This window comes from Azospirillum brasilense, from assembly GCF_001315015.1.
Classification (GTDB): domain Bacteria; phylum Pseudomonadota; class Alphaproteobacteria; order Azospirillales; family Azospirillaceae; genus Azospirillum; species Azospirillum brasilense.
The window spans coordinates 1102501-1120059 of record NZ_CP012915.1 but is presented as its reverse complement, the minus strand read 5'-3'; the positions used below and the strand labels follow the sequence as shown (position 1 = coordinate 1120059).

General features: G+C 70.4%; 17 protein-coding genes. 16 read left to right on the top strand and 1 reads right to left on the bottom strand.

The window, feature by feature from the left end:
* Positions 1-8: 8 nt before the first annotated feature.
* The 15 genes from AMK58_RS18810 (at position 9) to modC (ending at position 16168) form a co-directional block, all read left to right on the top strand.
* A complete protein-coding gene (locus AMK58_RS18810) occupies positions 9-515 on the top strand; it encodes an SPOR domain-containing protein (RefSeq protein ID WP_035678843.1) in 507 nt (168 codons plus the stop codon).
* Positions 516-732: 217 nt separating this feature from the next.
* On the top strand, positions 733-1485 hold the full coding sequence (locus tag AMK58_RS18805) for an SPOR domain-containing protein (protein ID WP_035678845.1): 753 nt from the start codon (positions 733-735) through the stop codon (positions 1483-1485).
* A 5-nt stretch (positions 1486-1490) separates the two neighbouring features.
* Positions 1491-1940, top strand: a complete 450-nt coding sequence (locus tag AMK58_RS18800; RefSeq protein ID WP_051140609.1) for a hypothetical protein — start codon at positions 1491-1493, stop codon at positions 1938-1940.
* A gap of 27 nt (positions 1941-1967) precedes the next feature.
* A complete protein-coding gene (tssK, locus tag AMK58_RS18795) occupies positions 1968-3311 on the top strand; it encodes a type VI secretion system baseplate subunit TssK (protein WP_035678847.1) in 1344 nt (447 codons plus the stop codon).
* Positions 3312-3319: 8 nt separating this feature from the next.
* Positions 3320-4204, top strand: a complete 885-nt coding sequence (locus AMK58_RS18790) for a DotU family type IV/VI secretion system protein (RefSeq protein WP_035678850.1) — start codon at positions 3320-3322, stop codon at positions 4202-4204.
* A 15-nt stretch (positions 4205-4219) separates the two neighbouring features.
* Positions 4220-8356 (top strand): type VI secretion system protein, encoded by a 4137-nt coding sequence (locus AMK58_RS18785; protein WP_059399281.1) that lies wholly within the window; start codon positions 4220-4222, stop codon positions 8354-8356.
* A gap of 8 nt (positions 8357-8364) precedes the next feature.
* The gene (tssA, locus tag AMK58_RS18780) at positions 8365-9465 is read left to right on the top strand and encodes a type VI secretion system protein TssA (RefSeq protein ID WP_236778237.1); all 1101 of its coding nucleotides are present in this window, start codon (positions 8365-8367) and stop codon (positions 9463-9465) included.
* A gap of 3 nt (positions 9466-9468) precedes the next feature.
* On the top strand, positions 9469-10026 hold the full coding sequence (locus AMK58_RS18775; RefSeq protein WP_035678869.1) for an Hcp family type VI secretion system effector: 558 nt from the start codon (positions 9469-9471) through the stop codon (positions 10024-10026).
* Positions 10023-10610: a TIGR00645 family protein gene (locus tag AMK58_RS18770; RefSeq protein WP_079285651.1), complete on the top strand. Its 588-nt coding sequence runs from the start codon at positions 10023-10025 to the stop codon at positions 10608-10610. Before AMK58_RS18775 ends, AMK58_RS18770 begins: the two co-directional genes overlap by 4 nt.
* A gap of 26 nt (positions 10611-10636) precedes the next feature.
* Positions 10637-11578, top strand: a complete 942-nt coding sequence (locus AMK58_RS18765) for a ligand-gated ion channel (protein WP_035678871.1) — start codon at positions 10637-10639, stop codon at positions 11576-11578.
* Between the two features lie 82 nt (positions 11579-11660).
* Positions 11661-12392: an SIMPL domain-containing protein gene (locus AMK58_RS18760; RefSeq protein ID WP_035678873.1), complete on the top strand. Its 732-nt coding sequence runs from the start codon at positions 11661-11663 to the stop codon at positions 12390-12392.
* 421 nt (positions 12393-12813) lie between these two features.
* Complete coding sequence (locus AMK58_RS18755; protein ID WP_035678876.1) at positions 12814-13605, top strand: TOBE domain-containing protein; 792 nt, start codon at positions 12814-12816, stop codon at positions 13603-13605.
* A 25-nt stretch (positions 13606-13630) separates the two neighbouring features.
* Positions 13631-14377: a molybdate ABC transporter substrate-binding protein gene (gene modA, locus AMK58_RS18750; RefSeq protein WP_035678879.1), complete on the top strand. Its 747-nt coding sequence runs from the start codon at positions 13631-13633 to the stop codon at positions 14375-14377.
* Positions 14378-14411: 34 nt separating this feature from the next.
* On the top strand, positions 14412-15080 hold the full coding sequence (modB, locus tag AMK58_RS18745; protein WP_035678881.1) for a molybdate ABC transporter permease subunit: 669 nt from the start codon (positions 14412-14414) through the stop codon (positions 15078-15080).
* The gene (gene modC / locus AMK58_RS18740) at positions 15077-16168 is read left to right on the top strand and encodes a molybdenum ABC transporter ATP-binding protein (RefSeq protein WP_035678884.1); all 1092 of its coding nucleotides are present in this window, start codon (positions 15077-15079) and stop codon (positions 16166-16168) included. The genes modB and modC overlap by 4 nt, the downstream gene beginning before the upstream one ends.
* Before the next feature lie 18 nt (positions 16169-16186).
* On the opposite strand, the gene AMK58_RS18735 is transcribed toward modC, so the two are convergent.
* A complete protein-coding gene (locus tag AMK58_RS18735) occupies positions 16187-17086 on the bottom strand; it encodes a DMT family transporter (protein ID WP_059399279.1) in 900 nt (299 codons plus the stop codon).
* 12 nt (positions 17087-17098) lie between these two features.
* On the opposite strand from AMK58_RS18735, the gene AMK58_RS18730 reads away from it, so the two are divergent.
* Positions 17099-17542, top strand: coding sequence for an acyl carrier protein (locus AMK58_RS18730; protein ID WP_236778236.1), 444 nt, complete (start codon positions 17099-17101; stop codon positions 17540-17542).
* The last annotated feature ends 17 nt before the right edge of the window (positions 17543-17559 follow it).

Below are 17559 nucleotides of genomic sequence, written 5' to 3'. Positions count from 1 at the left end.
GCGGTGCCATGAAGAAACTTCTGATCGGCGTGCTGGCGCTCCTCCTTCTCCTGGTGGCCTTCGCGGGGGGCTATTTCCTGGCTGGGGGCAGCGTGCCGGGAGGCAAGGAGGACCCCGCGCCCGCTGAGGCGAACGCATCACCCGCCGCCGCGCCGCAGGAGGCGGCGAAGGCGGAGCCGGAGACGGCTGCTCCGGCCGCCGTCCCGGTCCGTCCGGTTGCTGCCGTGAAGGCGGCGACGGCGCGCTTCTCCATCGAACTCGGCGTCTTCCGCTCCGCCGGGAACGCCCAGGACTTCGCGGCGGCACTGGCCGGGCGGGGCCTTCCGGTGGAGATCGTCGAGACCATGGACGCCGCCGGGGGGCAGTGGCACCGGGTGCGCGCCGGCGCCTTCGCCGACCGCTGGCAGGCCGAGGCGCGCCGCCCGTCCTTCGAGCGGACCGCCGGGATCGGCGGGGTGGTGGTCGAGGAGCCCCTTGCCGCCGCCCAGCCCGCGAAGGCCAGCGGCGGCGAATGATCCAGTTCGGACCAACGGGGTAACCCGCCGGATTTGCGGGCTTCTCCGCACGGCGGAGCGGGCTTCCGGGCCATCGCCGCGAAACCCCCGCGGGACTACGCCAGAACGAACCAGACAGCGCGCGGATTTGGGCCGCCGGGATGCTTCTATCAGGCTGGGCCGCCGTCCTGTGGGGCGGGTGGTCCATCCGACGGTTTCTTCCCCAGGAATTCCCGCGATGACCACGATCACGCTCGGACGATGGCAGGTGGCGGCTCTGGCCGCCGGCGTCGCCGTGCTGACCGTCGTGGCCCTGCTGCTGGGTGCGGTGATGGCGGCGCTGATCCTGACGGGCGCTGGAGACACGCCGATGGCGTCGGCCTCCGCTCCCGCCGCCACGACCGCTGCAGCGCCCGCCGCTGGCGGCGGACTGGGCGCGATGGCACGGAGCAACATCGCCGACAGCTTCGAGGCCCGCCAGGGCGTGATCGAGACGGCGGACATCTTCAGCGACGAGGCGCGCGGACGGGCGATTTCGGCGACCGAGCCGATGACCCGTGGCGCCGCGGACGCGGCCCGCCGCTTCCTGCCCGGCTGGATGGCCGGCACCGCCGCCCACGTCATCGAGAAGACCGGCTACCGAGTCACCGAATTCGCCGGCAACAGCGTGGAAGGCGTCGTCGAGGACACGCTGAACGACCGGCTGGACGCGATGAAGGACGGCGGGGCGGCGCCGGTCCGCCACTACGCCATCGAACTCGGACGCTTCGCCACCCCGGCCAACGCCGAGTCCTTCGCCGCCGCCGCCGCCCAGCGCGGCGTGCGCGGCACGGTCGATTTCGCGCCGTTGCCCGGCGGCAACGCCCCCTACGCCGTGCGCACCGGGCGCTACACCGCCGCCGACGAGGCCGCCCGCGCGCTGGACGCGCTGACGAGGGCCAACGGGGTGTCCGGAACCGTCGTCACCCTTGCCGAAGCGGGAGAGCGCTGAACGCCATGATTCCGGTGAACGGAAAAGGATTTGGGTTGGCCGGCGCGCTGGCGCTGACGTTGTTGGTCGCCGGATGCGCGGACAAGCCGCGCGCCGCGCTGGACAGCGTGTCCTTCACGGTCGCCCCGGCCGCCAACGACACCACGCCGGTCGCCATCGACCTCGTCGCCGTCCGCGACAAGGCGCTGGTGGACAAGCTGGGGGCGCTGACCGCCGCGGAGTGGTTCGGCCAGCGCGAGCAGTCCATGCGCGACCATCCGACCACGCTCGGCGTGACGAGCTGGGAGCTGGTCCCAGGCCAGACGCTGAAGACGGACCTGCCGCCGGGCGAGCCGGCATGGGCCCTGCTGGTCTTCGCCAACTATTCCACGCCGGGGCCGCACCGCCTGCGCGTGCCCGACACACGAACGCTGACCCTCACCGCCGGGGACAAGGATGTCGAACTGGTTCCGTGATGTTCTTTCCCAATCCGTGAGGGCCGAATGACCGAGGCGCGCGACATTCCCGACGCCATCGACTGGCACGACGGGATGCTGCTGGCCCCGCAGCATTTCCAGCAGCAGGCGCTGCGGCACGAGCGGCAGTTGACCTACCATGTCCGGCAGGCGCGGCCCTTCCATTGGGGCGTCGTTCATCTCCAGGTCGACCGCGTGCAGCTCGTCTCCGGGCTGGTCCAGGTGCGGGAGCTGGAGGCGATCCTGCCCGACGGCCTCGTCGTGGACTACCGCGCCGGGATCGACGAACCGCTGGAGGTGGACATCTCCGCCTACGCCGACCCGGTGGGGCAGACGCAGATCACCATCCACCTGATCGTTCCCGCCGCCCGTGGCGACCGCGCGCCGGGGCCGGGGGAGACGCCGCGCTACGTCTCGGTCGAGGGCGCGCCGGTCGCCGACCAGCATGGCGGGGAGGAGCTGTCCATCGCCCGCCTGCGCCCGCGGCTGGCGCTGTTCGCCACCACCGGCCCGACGCAGAAGCCGCCGCAGAAGTTCGTCTCCATGCCGATCGCGCAGGCGACCTTCCGCAACGACGCCTTCGTGCTGACCGACTTCGTGCCACCGGCCATGACCGTCGCCGCCAACGCGCCGCTCGGCCGGCTGGGGGCGGAGGTGGTGCGGCGCGTGCGCGAGAAGGCGCTGTTCCTGGCCGAGCGTTCCGGCGTCGGCAACGGCAACCCGGCGACCGAGCTGGCCGAGGCCGCGCGGGCGGAGATCCGCAGCCTCGTCACCGGCCTGCCGCCGCTGGAAGCGCAGCTCGGCGTCGGCGTCTGCCACCCGTTCGACGTCTACATGTCGCTGTGCACGCTGGCCGGACACCTGTCGGCCTTCGCCAGCGGCGCCGTGCCGGCCAAGCTGTCGCGCTACGACCACGACGACCCGATGGCGAGCTTCGGCGAAGTGCGCGACTTCATCCTGCGCATGATCGACCGGGTGAAGGAGGGCGTCGCCCGCATCCCCTTCACCTTCGAGGACGGCATGTTCGGGCTGCCGATGGACGAGGCTTGGCTGAAGGGCCGCTTGGTCGTCGGCGTGCGCGGCCCGGCTTCCGCCCCGGTCAGCGAGGTCGCCGCCTGGATGGAGAACTGCATCGTCGCCTCGCGCTCGCGGCTGGAGACGCTGTCCGGCCTGCGCGTCAAGGGGGCCGAGCGCGTCGCGCTGGACGACAGCGGCGAGGGCGGTGTGGCCGCCCCGCGCGGCGTGGTGCCGTTCGAGATCAAGGTCGATCCCCGCTACATCGTCCCCGGCGAGCGGCTGGAGATCTGGAATCCGGACTCGCTGGGCAGCCGCTTCCGCCCCGTCGAGATCACCCTTTTCGTCAGCGCCTGAGGCTGGGAATGACCGCCATGCTGCACCGCCGGGATCTGGTCGATCACTTCCTCGCCTTCGCGCGGGAACTCCAGAAGCACCGCGCCGCGGTCGGCGCAGGCCGTGCGGCCGCCGCCTCCGCGAAGCCCGAGGGCGCCGCCGGGGAGACGGCGGACAGCCTGCCGGCCTTCCTGACCGAGGACGCCCTGGCGGTCCCGGCGCCGCGCGGTGCCGCCGCGGCGGTGCCGGCCCTGGCGCTGGAGCCCGACGCCGAGATCATCATCCGCCGCCTTCAGGACTTCCTGGAGGCGCAGGCGGTCCAGGTCGGGCGCACCGGCACCGACCTGTTGATCAGCCAGCACCGCGAGGCGCAGTACGCCATGGCGGCGCTGGCCGACGATCTGTTCATCCACGACGTGGAATGGAACGGGCGGGAGCTGTGGCGCAGCGTGCTGCTGGAGCAGGCGGTGTTCCGCACCCGGCTGGCCGGCGAGCGGGTGTTCGACCGGATGGAGGCGCTGCTCGCCAGCAACGACCGGCGGCTGGTCCAGCTGGCGGCGGTCTATCTCTGCGTCCTCGGCATGGGCTTCAAGGGGCGCTGCCGGGTGCCGGGCGGCGAGTCCACCCTGCGCGACTACAGCGCCCGCCTGTTCGAGTTCATCGCCGGCCGCGAGTCCGAGCTGGGCGCCGGGGTGCTGCCCGGTGGGCGGACGCTGATCCCGGCCGCCTACGCCTACACGCTGACCGACGGCAAGGCGCGCACGCTGGCGCGCGGGCCGCGCTGGCCGCTGGTCCTGGGGGCCATCGCCGGGCTGTGGCTGGTGCTGGGTCAGGCGCTCTGGTGGATGTCCACCGCACAGCTTTCAAACGCGGCGGACGCGGTGCTTCAGGCATCCGTCCGCGTGACCCGCTGACGGGAGAGGACAGTCATGGAACTCCTGGCAGCGGTCCTGTCCGGCATCGCCGGCAACCAGATCTGGGTCTTCGCGGGGCTTCTCGTCCTCGTCCTGCTGATCATCGCGGTGATGGCGGCGATCCTGCTGCGCGCCCGACGCGCGGCGCCGCCCGCCCCGGCGGAACCGGCGGCCTTGCCGCCGCCCGACGCGGCGGAGGAGGAGGGCGGGGCGGTCCCGGCACTCGCGGCGACGGCGCCGGACGTCACCATCCGCGACATCCGTCGCCTGTTCCGCGATGGTCTGGCCGCCTACCGCGAGACGCTGTCGCGCAACGTCTATCTGGTGCCCTGGTATCTGCGCACCGGCGTCGCCGCGTCGGACGACGCCGGCCTGCTGTCCTGCGCGGAGGAGGTGCGCCCCCCGGTGACCGCCGAGCGGCACGCCGGCTTCTCCTGGCGCTTCTACGACCGGGCGGTGGTCATCGACGTCGATGATCCCCGCGCTGCCTGGGCGGGCGTGCTCGATCTGCTGGGCCGCCGCCGCCCGATGCTGCCCGCCGACGGGCTGATCCTGACCGTGCCGCTGGCCGAGCTGGACGACGTGCGCCGCGCCACCGCGCGCGGGACGGAGCTGTACGCCCGGCTGTGGGAGATCCAGCGCACGCTGGGCTTCGCCCTGCCGGTCTATGTGGTGGTGACGGGCTGCGAGGAGGCCCCCGGCTTCGCGGCGCTGGCCGAGGCGCTGCCTCCGTCCCTGACCGGCGGGATGCTCGGCTGGTCGAGCCCCTACGCGCTGGAAACCGCCTTCTCCCCCGACTTCGTGAGCGAGGCGCTGCAATCGCTGGCGGACGGGCTGCTGGCGGTGGAGCTGGAGGTGTTCGGCGCGACGGCGACGCCGGACGGCGCCCCGCTGTTCGCCCTGACGGAGCGGCTGACCGGGACGGAGGCGGCCTTGCGCGCCCTGCTCGGCACGGCCTTCAAGCGCACGGCCTATCAGGAAACGCTCTACGTTCGCGGCCTCTACTTCACGGGCCGCCCCGATCCCGACGCGGCGGCGCTGTTCGGGCGCGACCTGCTGAACCGCAAGATCTTCCCCGAGGCTGGTCTGCCCAAGCCGACCCGCGCGCTGGCCGCGTCCCGCGCGTGGCGCCGCTATTCCTGGCCGGTGGGAACGGGGGCCGCCGCCGTGGCCGCGATCCTGCTGCTGTGGATGGGGGTGCAGCGCGCCTCCACCCTGTCGGACCGGCTGTTGCCGGTCCTGGCCGACATTCCGGGCGGGCTCCAGCAGCTGGCCGACCAGCGCCCGGCGGTCGAAGCCGGCGCGCCGATGACCGCCGCCTATGGCGATCCCGCCGCCCGCTTCGTGCAGGGCGTGACCATGCTGCCCACCGACTGGACCTTCAACCCGCTGCCGGCGTCCTGGATCAGTGGCGTTCCGGATTCGGTGTCGGGGGCGCTGGCCGTCGGCTACCGCCGGCTGGCCCTGTCCACCGTGCGCGACGTGGCCGAGGACCGGCTGCGCCGCCTGACCCGCGACGGCGGGGTGGGGCCGGCGGGGGCGGGCGCCTTCGAACGGCTGCGCGCCTTTGCGGGCGAGATCGGCATCGCCGAGGGGCTGGCCCGCGCCTACAACAACGTCGATGCCCGCGACCCGACCCTGCCGCTGGACGAGGTGCTGGATTTCGCGCTGGGCTCCGGTGTGGCGCGCGGCTTCTCGGCGCGGCTGCACGGCTGGGAGATCGACCAGCCGCCGGGCGGCACCGCCATCCCGGCGCCGGGGCCGGGGGCGCAGCGCCCCATCGACCTGACCGCCCACCGGGCGGAGGTCAGCCGCCGTTTCCGGCAGTACGCCGACGCCTATCTGCGCGACCTCGCCATGGGCGGCCTCGCCGCCGCCCGGCTGTCGGTCGCCGCCAACGAGCTGGAGCTGCTGGCCGGCGGGGCGCGCTCCGGCGCCGACGCGGCGGCGGCCTATGCCGAGGTGCTGTCGAGCCTGGAGGATGCCGCCCGCGGCTTGGGGGCGGAGCGCGGCGCCTGGATCGGCGCGAACGGCCCCGTCCTGCCTCCGGAATTCGAGGCCTTGCTGGGCCGTTTGGAGAAGTCCGACCTGCTCGGCCCCAACCTGCGCGCCGACATCCTGGATTTGGCGCAACGCCGCTACGACGAGGCGGGCGTGGGCGCGCGCAGCCTGGATTCGGTGATCGGAAGGCTTCTGGAGCAGGCTCCGAATGGCGGCGCCCGGCTGGCTCCAGCGGCGGAGCAGCTTCGGCGCACCCTGGCGGTGTGGATGGCCCGCCGCTTCATGAAGACGGACGACACCGGCGCGCTGGCGATGCCCGCCATGGGCGCCGGCTGGGACCGCGCCGCCCTGGACAGCATCCCGCCGCTGGTCGAGGACTATCTGCTGTTCGACGCCAAGGACCTGCCGCAGGCGCCGGCCATGCTCCGCACCTCCATGCGGGCGGCGGCGCAGCACCAGCTCCGCCAGGGGGTGGAGCGCATCCTCGCCCGCGCGCTCGCCGGCAGCCCGGCCGGCGGCGGGGTGGACCGGGCGGGTGGGTTGGCGCAGCTCCGCGCCTCGGCCCACGCGCTGCGCACCGCCTTCCCGGTGCTGGCCGAGACCATGCAGTCCTTCCGCCAGATCGGGTTGACCACCTCCGCCGACACCATCCGCGACACGGTGGCCCGTCAGGCCAACGCCGTTCTGGCCCAGGCCGACCGGCTGCTGGAGGGCGACCAGCTCTACCGGCCCGACGCCCACGCGCTGGACGTCTGGGTGGACGGGCCGCTGGTGCCGCACCTGCTGTTCGGGCAGACCACGCCAGCCGGGCTGGCGCTCTATCTCGGCAACGCCCGGCAGGAGGTGACGGTGCTCGCCCGCGACATCGCCGCCCCGGTGGTGGAAATCCTGGAGCGCCCTGTGATGGGCGCCGGCACCGGTTCGGGCGCCGCCGCCAAATGGGCGCGCATCATCACCGAACTGGACAAGTACGACGGCGGCCGCCCGAACAGTTCCCTGGCGCAGCTCGAAAAGTTCGTGACGGTGGAGAGCGCCGCGGTGGACGCCGCCGGGTGCCAGAATCTCGGCGCCATCGACGGGGTGCCGGACGATTTCTTCCGCAGCCGTCTGGCCGAGCTGAAGCAGTGGATCGCCACGCGCTGCGTGCTGGCCGCCGACGCCCGCGTCTACGACGCCTACGTCGACATGGCCGCGTCCTTCAACGAGATGCTGGCCGGCCGCTTCCCCTTCGCCGCCGCCGCAGTGGCGGGCGAGGAGGCCGATCCGGCGGCGGTGCGCGCCTTCTACGAGCGGTTCGACGCGCGGTCGGCCTTCGTGCTGGAGGGCTTGCGTCGCGGCGAGCGGTTCGGCACCGCCGGGCGCGAGGCGCTCCGCTTCGTGGAGACGATGGAGCGGGCGCGCCCGCTGCTGATCGCCGCGGTGACCCCGGACCAGAGCGGCGGACTGGCGCTCGACCCCGCCTTCCGCGTCAACCGCGGGCGTGAGGCCGGGGGCAGCGACATCATCGAATGGAAGCTCGCCACGCCGAACGGGGCCCTGTCCAGCGTGCTGCCGCGGACGCCGCTGCGCTGGTATCCGGGCGACAAGCTGAGCGTGACGCTGCGCTGGGCCAAGGACGGCACCGTGCTGCCGGTCTCCGGCGTCGGCGCGGGGGTGACGGTGGACGGACCCTCGCTGCGCTTCGACTATGACGGCCCCTGGGCGCTGTTCGCCCTGGCCAGCCGGCAGGCCGCGCCGCAGCGCGACCGCCGCCCCGGCCCGGACACCGAGCCGCTGCTGCTGTTCGAGGCAACGGCCAGCGGTCCGGTCAAGGAGGCGGCCGCCGCTGCCCCGCTGCCGATCGCTCCGGCGGTCCAGGCGGCTCCGGCGCCGGCGGTGAAGCCCAACGTGCGGGTCTTCATGGCGCTGGCGGTCAAGCGCACCGTCCTGGCCGACGGCAAGCCGCCGCGCGAGGAGAAGGTGGCCGTGCCGGCGCTGCCCGCGCAGGCGCCGCCGCTCGCCCCGGTCGGCTCCATGCGGCGGATGCCGGGGCTGGCCGGCTGGCCGGCGCCGTCGGGTGCAGTGGCCCCGGCGGACCGCGCCTTCTTCGACCTGGGTACCGCCCCGTCCCAGCCCCCGATGCTCCGCCCCGCGGCCCAACGCTTCCCGTGAGCAACGCCATGACCGCACCCCACCCGCTGATCGACATCGGCGCCCTGCTCCAGCCCATCCCCGGCGGCGACCCGGCGGGCGAGGACCTGCGCCATGGCCCGGAATTCGACGCGCTGACCGAGGCGCGCCGGATGGACGACGATCTCGACCAGGGCATCTGGCAGACCACCGTCAAGAAGGCCGACTGGAAGGGCGTCGTCCAGCAGGCGTCGGACCTGCTGACGACCCGCACCAAGGACCTCCAGGTCGCGGCGTGGCTGGTCCAGGCGCTGGGCCATCTGCACGGTCCGGCGGGGCTGGCGCCGGGGCTTCTGCTGGTCCACGGGCTGGTCGAGGACTTCTGGGACGGCCTCTACCCGCGGCTGGACGACGGCGATCCGGAGCCGCGGCTGGCGCCGCTGGTCTGGCTGGACAGCCAGCTGTCGCGCGATCTGATGGCGACCGCCATCACCCAGCCGGGGCCGCACACCGACGAGACTCACCGTTTCCAGGACTGGCAGAACGCCCAGCGCCTGCGCAAGCTCGCGACCCGCGACCCGCGCGCCTTCCACGCGGCGGTCGACGACGGCGAGGTGACGGTCGAGCAGATTCTCGCCGCCCAGGACCGCACGCCGCCGGACTTCTACCAGGCCCAGCACGGCCATCTGCGCGACGCGGTGACGGCGGTGCGCACCTTGGCGGCGGAGCTGGACTCCGTGGCCGGGCGCGCCGCCCCCGGCTTCAGCCAACTGCTGAAGACCCTGGAAAGCCTGATCCAGTTCCACCGCGAGGCGCTCACCAAGCGCGGAATCGATCCGGACGGCGCTCCCGCTGCGCCGGAGGAGGCCGACGGCGGGGAGGGGGCCGCCATCGACGCGTCCGCCGAGATCATCCCCGCCGCCGCCTTTGCCCGCCCCGGCGGGCCGCGGACCCGACAGGAAGCCTACGCGATGCTGCACCAGATCGCCGACTTCCTGGCGCGGGAGGAGCCGCACAGCCCGACCTCCTACCTCGTCCGCCGTGCCGCCGCCTGGGGGAACCTGTCCCTGCCGGAGCTGTACGCCGAACTGCTGGGCGACCGCGGCGAGGTCGGGCGGATCTTCGGCCTTCTGCGGCTTGAGGAGCGCTGAGCCATGCCCCGCATCCTGCTCGACTACCCCGGCATCAAGGGCGAGTCGCTGATCCGCAACTACAAGAATCTGGCCGACTGCGTCAGCTTCGACCTGTCCTCGGGCAAGCGCGAGGTCGGCGGCTTCAACTACGACGACCCGATCGAGGACAACTCCTACTTCGGCAGCCGGAAGGCGCAGAAGCAGGACAAGCTCGGCGTCGACAGCCTGAAGCTGGAACGCCACTTCGACCTCGCCTCGCCCAAGCTGATGCAGGCGGCCTTCGATCCGCAGAAGAAGGACGTCACCGCGACGATCCACTTCTTCCGCACCTTCGCGCAGCTTCAGGGTGGCGAGTATTTCGGCGAGAGCGACATCTTCGCCGAGCCGTACCTGACCATCATCCTGAAGAACACGCAGATCACGGAGTACGTGCTGTCGGTCGACGACGACGACAGCAGCAATGGCACCGAGACCATCTCGCTGGCCTTCGACCAGCTTCAGATGACCTACCAGCATCAAATCGACGGCCGGAAAATCGGCCAGATCCGTGGCGACATCACATTGGCGAGCAAGTCATGACCCAGTCGAACCCGTCGGCCCTGACCGGCGACACCACCGTCCTGTCCCGCAACGGCGAGGGGCGCCGCCGCCCAGGGCGCCGGGCCGAGCATTTCCTGGAGCAGGTGATGTTCCAGAGCCGCTGGCTCCTGGCGCCGCTCTATGTCGGTCTGGTGGGTGCGCTGCTGATGATCGGCTGGCGCTTCGCGCTGGAACTGGTGCATGCGCTGCCGCTTCTGATCCACGGCACGGAAAACGACATCATCCTGATCGTTCTCGGTCTGGTCGACCTGACGATGGTCGGCAACCTCGTGCTGATGGTGATCTTCAGCGGCTATGAGAACTTCGTCTCGAAGATCGACGTCGCCGGCCACGCCGACCGTCCGGAATGGATGGGCAAGCTGGATTTCAGTGCGCTGAAGGTGAAGCTGATCGCCAGCATCGTGGCAATCTCCTCCATCCAGATCCTCAAGACCTTCATGAACGTGTCGGAGGTCTCCGACCGCGACCTGATGTGGCTGGTCGCCATCCACGTCACCTTCATCGTCTCCGGCGTGCTGCTGGCGACCATGGACGTGCTGGTCAAGAAGAGCCACGCGCATTGACGGCGAACCGGAAAGGAGTCGGAATCATGATTCGGTACGCGCTGGCGTTCCTCGCCATCCTTCTGACCGGCTTGCCCGGAATGTCGAAGGCGGAGCCGGCGAAGGTGGTGGTCGGCACCTACGTCAACCAGATCACCGGGGTGAACCTCCGTGACAATCAGGTCAATGTGGACTTCTACGTCTGGTTCCGCTGGGACGACGATTCCCTGAACCCGCTGGAGACGTTCGAACTGATGAACGGGCGGATCGAGTCCCGCACCCCCACCCCGGTCCGCAAGCTGAAGGACACCAACTACGGGCAGGCGCGCGTCCAAGCCGTTCTGAACCAGCCCTGGGACGTGAGCCGTTTTCCCTTGGACACCCAGACCATCCGTCTGGTGATCGAGGACAGCGACCAGACGGCGGAATACGTCGTCTACGTGCCGGATACCGACAACAGCACCGTCGATCCCGACGTCGACGTCTCCGGCTACACGCTGATCAACAACGGCGCCACCATCTCGGCGCACCGCTACCGCACCAATTACGGCGACATCACCCTGCCGAAGAACCACGAGTCGGTCTATTCCCGCTACACCCACGCGATCACCTTGGAGCGGCCGGATTCGGTCTATTACATCAAGACCTTCTCGACCATCTTCATCTCCTCGCTGGTGGCCTTCCTGGCCTTCCTGGTGAAGCCGGTGGACCTCGACCCCCGCTTCGGACTGGGCATCGGCGCTCTGTTCGCCGTGGTCGCCTGCTACTTCGTCATCGCCAGCGACCTGCCGCGCAGCAGCGGCTTCACCCTGTCGGACCGGGTCAACCTTGCCTCCATGGGCATGATCTTCCTCAGCCTGATGCAGAGCGCCGTGTCTCTGATGATCTACGAGCGGAACGCGGCGAAGGCCCTGATCCTGGACCGCTGGTCCCTGGTGGTCTTCCCCATCGCCTACTTGCTGCTGTGCGTCTGGCTGACCACGGTGTGACACCGCTGCGGGGCGCCGTTCCGGCCTGAGCTTCGCCACAATCCTCCGTCATGCTCCGCGAAGAGCGACGAGGGAGAGTGGGATGATCGGAAACCGGACGGCGCTGGCGGCGGCAGCGTTTCTCGCCGTCGGGATCGCGGTGGCGGGCTGGTCGGCGGGGCGCGAGGTCGCCCAGGTCCGGCTCGCCGACCGTTTCGTCACCGTGAAGGGCTCCGCCGAGCGCGAGGTCAAGGCGAACCTTGCGCTCTGGCCGGTGCGCTTCGTCGCCACCGGCGACGACCTGTCCGCTGTCCAGGCGAAGACGGCGGCCGATGAGAAGGCCGTGCTGGCTTTTCTGGAACGCTACGGGCTGGGCGCCGACGCCGTCGTCTCGCGCTCGCTCGATCTCGTGGACCTGCTCGCCCAGGCCTACCGCCAGGGGCCGGCGGACCAGCGCTACATCCTCACCCGCACCCTGATGATCCGCAGCCCGGACGTGGAGCGGGTCGATCGCGCCAGCCAGAATCTCGCGGAGCTGCTCGACCAGGGCGTCACCCTGGGCGGGGAGCCGGGCATGGGCTCCGGCCCCAATTACCTGTTCACGCGGCTGAACGACGTGAAGACCGAGATGATTGCCGAGGCGACCGCCAAGGCGCGCGAGGCGGCGACCCAGTTCGCGACCGACAGCGGCGCCACTCTGGGCGGCATCCGCCGCGCCAATCAGGGCCTGTTCCAGATCCTCGCCCGCGACGAAGCGCCCGGCATCATGGAAAGCCGGCAAATCGACAAGATCGTCCGCGTCGTGTCGACGCTCGACTGGGAACTGGTGGATTGATGGGGCGGAGAGCGCTCCGCCCGCATCCTTCGCTGTATAGGTCACCTACATATTGAATTCGCCGCAACCGGCCATTCCTTGCCAGAGGGATGGTGCGGGCGGCGTGGCCTGCTGCCGGGCAGCAAGGCGTTTTGAAGTCCAGATTGCTCTGATTGTTTCAATGAACTACCGTTTTCGACACGAGGCAAACAACAACGCCTTCTCAATCACTGAAAACCGCTCAGAAATTCAGCATGATGAGCAGATGCCGTGCATCTTGTGCACGGCGTGTTGCGCGCGGCGCTCCGATTTTCAAATCAGCGATAGCGTCAATCCCGCCCATAGACCTCAGAAAATGACGATTTCGGCAGAAAGCGCTAGTTCACCTGTGTCGAGCATGGTTATATAGCGAGCGTATATAGCGAATTCGGGGTGTCCGCTGATGTCCGTCCAACCGCAGGTGTCGTTCGCCGGGCCGCACGCGTCGCCGATCGGCGCGGAGCGCATCCGGCTTTTGGAGGCGGTGGGGCGCGAGGGCAGCATCTCCGGCGCGGCGCGGTCGGTCGGCGTCACCTACAAGGCGGCCTGGGACGCCATCGACGCCATGAACAACCTGTTCGGCCGCCCGTTGGTCGAGGCGCAGGCCGGTGGTAAGCGCGGCGGCGGAACCGCCTTGACGCCGGACGGCGTGCGGCTGGTCGCCACCTTCCACCGCTTGCAGAGCGAGATGGTCCGCGCCTTCCAGGTGCTGGAACCGGAACTCAACGGCACCGGCCTGTCGGCGGCCAGCCTGATGTGGGGATTCTTCATGCGCACCAGTGCCCGCAACGCCCTTCGTGGAACCGTCACCGCCATCACCGACGGGGCGGTGAACGCCGAAGTCACCCTGGCCATCTCGGACCAGACCTCGATCGTCGCGATCATCACCCGCGACAGCGTGCGCGACCTGGGCCTGTTCCCGGGGCGCGCGGCGACGGCGCTAATCAAGGCGCCCTTCGTGATCCTCGCCCCGGCGGACGAGGCGAAGCGCACCTCGATGCGCAACCGCGTGGAAGGCGTGGTGTCCCGCCGCGAGGACGGCGCGGTCAACAGCGAGATCACCCTGGACATCGGCGGCGGCAAGACGCTGACCGCCATCATCACGCTGCGCAGCGCCGACGACATCGGCCTGAAGCCCGGCGACCCGGCCTGCGCGCTCATCGACGCATCGCACATCATTCTTGCGGTGGATTGACGATAGATCGGAAGGAGTTTTTCGAATGACGCGTTTCCTGCTTGCCGCCGTCGCGCTGCTGTCCGTCTCGGCGACGGCCCGGGCCGACGAATTCAACGTCGCGGTCGCCGCGAACTTCACCGCCCCGGCGAAGGAGATCGCCACCGCCTTCGAGCAGAAGACCGGCCACAAGGCGGTCCTGAGCTTCGGCGCGACCGGCCAGTTCTACGCCCAGATCAAGCAGGACGCGCCCTTCGTCGTCTTCCTCGCCGCCGACGACGAGACCCCGAAGAAGGCGGTGGAGGAGGGCTTGGCTGTTCCGGAGTCCCGCTTCACCTACGCCGTCGGCCGTCTGGTGCTGTGGACCAAGGCCAGCGACGCGCCGTTGGGTGAGGACACGCTGCGCAAGGGCGCCTTCGAGAAGCTGTCGATCGCCAACCCGGCGACCGCGCCCTACGGTGCCGCCGCGGTGCAGGCCATGAAGAAGATGGGCGTCTACGAGGCGATCCAGCCGAAGATCGTCCAGGGCAACAGCATCGCCCAGGCTTTCCAGTTCGCCGACACCGGCGCCGCCGAGCTGGCCTTCGTCGCCCTGTCCCAGGTGATCGCCAAGCCGGACGGCACCCGCTGGCCGGTGCCGGAAGCGCTGCACGACCCGATCTTCCAGGACGCCGTGCTGCTGAAGAGGGGCGCCGGCAACGAGGCCGCCTCGGCCTTCCTCGCCTTCCTGAAAGGGCCGGAGGCCGCGGCGGTGATCTCCAAGTACGGTTACGGCACGAGGGCGCCGAACTGACCATGCCGGCCTCCCTGGGAAGGACAGCCCGCCGATGAGCTGGCAACCGATCATCCTGACCCTGGAGCTGGCGGGACTGACGACGGTCATCCTGCTGATCGTCGGCACCCCCCTGGCCTGGTGGCTGGCGCGGTCCGGAGCCTGGTGGAAGGAGGCGGTGGCCACGGTGGTGGCGCTGCCTCTGGTCCTGCCGCCGACGGTCCTCGGCTTCTACCTGCTGATGCTGCTGGGGCCGAACGGCCCCGGCGGCTGGCTGGCCTCCCTGTGGGGCGCCCGCTCCATGGCCTTTACCTTCGAAGGGCTGGTCATCGGATCGGTGCTGTATTCCATGCCCTTCGTAGTGCAGCCGATCCGCAACGCCTTCGAGGCCTTCGGCGATCGCCCGCTGGAGGCGGCGGCGACGCTGCGCGCCTCGCCGCTCGACACCTTCTTCACCGTGGCGGTGCCGCTGGCCCGCCGCGGCTTCCTGACCGGCGCCGTGCTGGGCTTCGCCCACACCATGGGCGAGTTCGGCGTCGTCCTGATGATCGGCGGCAACATCCCCGGCCAGACCAAGGTGCTCTCGGTGGCCATCTACGACTATGTCGAGACGCTGCAATGGGACGAGGCCCATCTGCTGGCCGGCGGCATGCTGGTCTTCTCCTTCACGGTGATCCTGACGATGATGATGCTGGAGAAGCGCATCGGGCGGGGCGGGCGATGAGCCTGTCGGTGCATTTCCACGGGACGCTCGGGCAGTTCGCCCTGGACGTGGCGTTCGAGGCGCCGGGCCGCGGCATCACCGCACTGTTCGGACCGTCTGGCTGCGGGAAGACTTCGGTGCTCCGCTGCGCGGCCGGGCTGCAGCGGCTGAACGGGCGCTTCGCCCTGGACGGCGACGTCTGGCAGGAGGGGCGCACCTTCCGGCCGACGCACAAGCGGCCCATCGGCTACGTCTTCCAGGAAGCCAGCCTGTTCCCCCATCTGTCGGTGCGGACCAACCTGCTGTTCGGTCATCGCCGGACGGTGGGGCGCGGCGTGCCGGAGCACATCCGCCTGAACGACGTGGTCGACCTGCTGGGGTTGGGGCATCTGCTCGACCGCTCGCCGGAGCATCTGTCCGGCGGCGAGCGCCAGCGGGTCGGGGTGGGCCGCGCGCTGCTCTCGCAACCGCGCCTGCTGCTGATGGACGAGCCCCTGGCGGCGCTCGACCGCTTCAGCAAGGAGGAGATTCTCCCCTATCTGGAGCGGCTGCACGGTGTCCTGTCCGTCCCCGTCCTCTATGTCAGCCACGACATTGCGGAGGTCGAGCGGCTGGCCGACCATCTGGTGCTGCTGCGCCAGGGGCGCGTCGTCGCCGCCGGCCCGATGCAGGAGCTTCAGGCCGATCCCACCCTGCCCATCGCCCGCATGCCCGAAGCCGGGGTGACTCTGCCCGCGGTGGTGGCGGGGCGGGAGGACGCCTACGGCCTGACCCTGCTGCGGCTGGACGGCGGTCAGTTGCTCGTTCCGGGCGACCTCGGACCGCAGGGGACGGCGCGGCGCGCCCGCATCGCCGCGTCGGACGTCAGCCTCGCCCGCAACCCGCCGGAGGGCAGCACCATCCTGAACGCGCTCCCCGCCCGCATCGTCGCGGCGGAGCGGCACGACGACGTCCAGATGATGGCCGTCGTGGCTCTGGGCGAGGAGGGCAGGGGCGCGCGCCTGCTCGCCCGCGTCACCCGCAAGAGCTGGGACGCCCTCGGCCTGTCGCCGGGCCAGCCGGTCTTCGCCCAGGTCAAGGGCGTTGCCCTGGTTCAGGAATCAATGTGATTCGGGGCGCGCTGCATGTTACCCCGGCGTGAAGCGCTTGGGCAGGCGCAGCGCTCCCGTCCCCATCGCGATTCCGAACAGAACGCACAGCAGCCCGGCGGCGTGGGCGAGCGTGAAGGCTTCGCCCAGGAACAGCACGGCGGCCAGCACGCCCGTCGCCGGAATCAGCCCGGTGAACAGCCCGGCCCGGTTGGCCGGGACATGGGCGATCCCGCGCATCCACAGCACCACCGCCAGCAAGCCGCCGGTCAGGCCGGACGCCACGAACAGCAGCCAGACCCAGCCGGGCACTGCGACCGGATCGAAGCCGCCCAGCGTCGCCAGCGCACCCGGCGCCATCATCGCGGCCGCCAGGACATTCGCCAGACAGGTCAGCGCCAGAGGCGGAATCCGCCCGCCGAGCTGCCGGGCGAAGACGCCGTACAGCCCCTCCGACACCACCGCGCCCAGCACCAGCGCGTTGCCGACGACGGAATCGTCGGGTCCACCGCCGCCGCCGGGCCGCAGATTCAGCGCGACCATGCCAACGACCGCCAAGGCGATGGCCACGGCGCTGCCGGCTCCGATCCGCTCGCGCAGGATCAGCGCCGCCCCGAGAGCCGTCATAGCCGGGATGGTGCTGGTGATGATTCCGGCGGCCACCGCGCTGGTTTCCCGCAGCCCGTAGAGAAGGAACAGGTTGAACAGCACCATGCCGAACAGGGAGAGCAGGGTGAGGCTCGTCCAGTCCCGGCCGTTGCGCGGCAGCGCCGCCGCTCCACCCCGGAGGGCAAAGGGGGCCAGAAGCACCGCGACCAGGGCGAAGCGCATTTCCGCCGCCACAAGCGGCGGGATGTGGGATACGATCACCTTGGACGCTGGAACGGACAGGCCGACCAGGGTCATCGACAGGGCGAGGTTGAGATAAGCGGCGCGCATGGGCCGCATTCTATGAGCGCCGCCGCCGTCTTACGGAAGCGGCATTTTCACGCAATGAATTTGCAAAGAATGCGTGTCATTCTTCGCGCCAAGGTCGCGGTACACAAGGGGCGGGGTATGTCGGAGCCGATCCTCGGGATCACCAATTGGATGCATCTGTTCCGCTGGATCGTGAAGCTGATCCGTGACGAATACGGCGTGGATGAAAAGGTCTTGACCCGCAACGCCGTGTTGGACGGAGGGATCGGCCTCACCGCCGAGCAGCTGGAACAGGTTCTGGACCACATCGCCGAAACCTTCGAGCTGACCTTTCCCGAGAACACCCTGAACGAAACCGTGCGGTTGGAAGACCTCTGCACGCTGACGGCCTGGATGCGCGGCCTTTTCAAGAAGCCGGACTTCGTCACCCCGCCGTTCGAGGAGCGTTGCCGGTCCCTCAACAACGTGCCGGCCTGACCCGCGCGGTTCGTTCC

Bases quoted from the DNA above. Each gene is read 5' to 3' on its own strand.
- AMK58_RS18765 (WP_035678871.1), top strand. From the start codon at position 10,637: ATGATTCGGTACGCGCTGGCGTTCCTCGCCATCCTTCTGACCGGCTTG.
- AMK58_RS18755 (WP_035678876.1), top strand. From the start codon at position 12,814: ATGTCCGTCCAACCGCAGGTGTCGTTCGCCGGGCCGCACGCGTCGCCG.
- AMK58_RS18810 (WP_035678843.1), top strand. From the start codon at position 9: ATGAAGAAACTTCTGATCGGCGTGCTGGCGCTCCTCCTTCTCCTGGTG.
- modA (WP_035678879.1), top strand. From the start codon at position 13,631: ATGACGCGTTTCCTGCTTGCCGCCGTCGCGCTGCTGTCCGTCTCGGCG.
- AMK58_RS18770 (WP_079285651.1), top strand. From the start codon at position 10,023: ATGACCCAGTCGAACCCGTCGGCCCTGACCGGCGACACCACCGTCCTG.
- AMK58_RS18800 (WP_051140609.1), top strand. From the start codon at position 1,491: ATGATTCCGGTGAACGGAAAAGGATTTGGGTTGGCCGGCGCGCTGGCG.
- tssK (WP_035678847.1), top strand. From the start codon at position 1,968: ATGACCGAGGCGCGCGACATTCCCGACGCCATCGACTGGCACGACGGG.
- AMK58_RS18760 (WP_035678873.1), top strand. From the start codon at position 11,661: ATGATCGGAAACCGGACGGCGCTGGCGGCGGCAGCGTTTCTCGCCGTC.
- modB (WP_035678881.1), top strand. From the start codon at position 14,412: ATGAGCTGGCAACCGATCATCCTGACCCTGGAGCTGGCGGGACTGACG.
- AMK58_RS18775 (WP_035678869.1), top strand. From the start codon at position 9,469: ATGCCCCGCATCCTGCTCGACTACCCCGGCATCAAGGGCGAGTCGCTG.
- tssA (WP_236778237.1), top strand. From the start codon at position 8,365: ATGACCGCACCCCACCCGCTGATCGACATCGGCGCCCTGCTCCAGCCC.
- modC (WP_035678884.1), top strand. From the start codon at position 15,077: ATGAGCCTGTCGGTGCATTTCCACGGGACGCTCGGGCAGTTCGCCCTG.
- AMK58_RS18735 (WP_059399279.1), bottom strand. From the start codon at position 17,086: ATGCGCGCCGCTTATCTCAACCTCGCCCTGTCGATGACCCTGGTCGGC.
- AMK58_RS18785 (WP_059399281.1), top strand. From the start codon at position 4,220: ATGGAACTCCTGGCAGCGGTCCTGTCCGGCATCGCCGGCAACCAGATC.
- AMK58_RS18730 (WP_236778236.1), top strand. From the start codon at position 17,099: ATGAGCGCCGCCGCCGTCTTACGGAAGCGGCATTTTCACGCAATGAAT.
- AMK58_RS18805 (WP_035678845.1), top strand. From the start codon at position 733: ATGACCACGATCACGCTCGGACGATGGCAGGTGGCGGCTCTGGCCGCC.
- AMK58_RS18790 (WP_035678850.1), top strand. From the start codon at position 3,320: ATGACCGCCATGCTGCACCGCCGGGATCTGGTCGATCACTTCCTCGCC.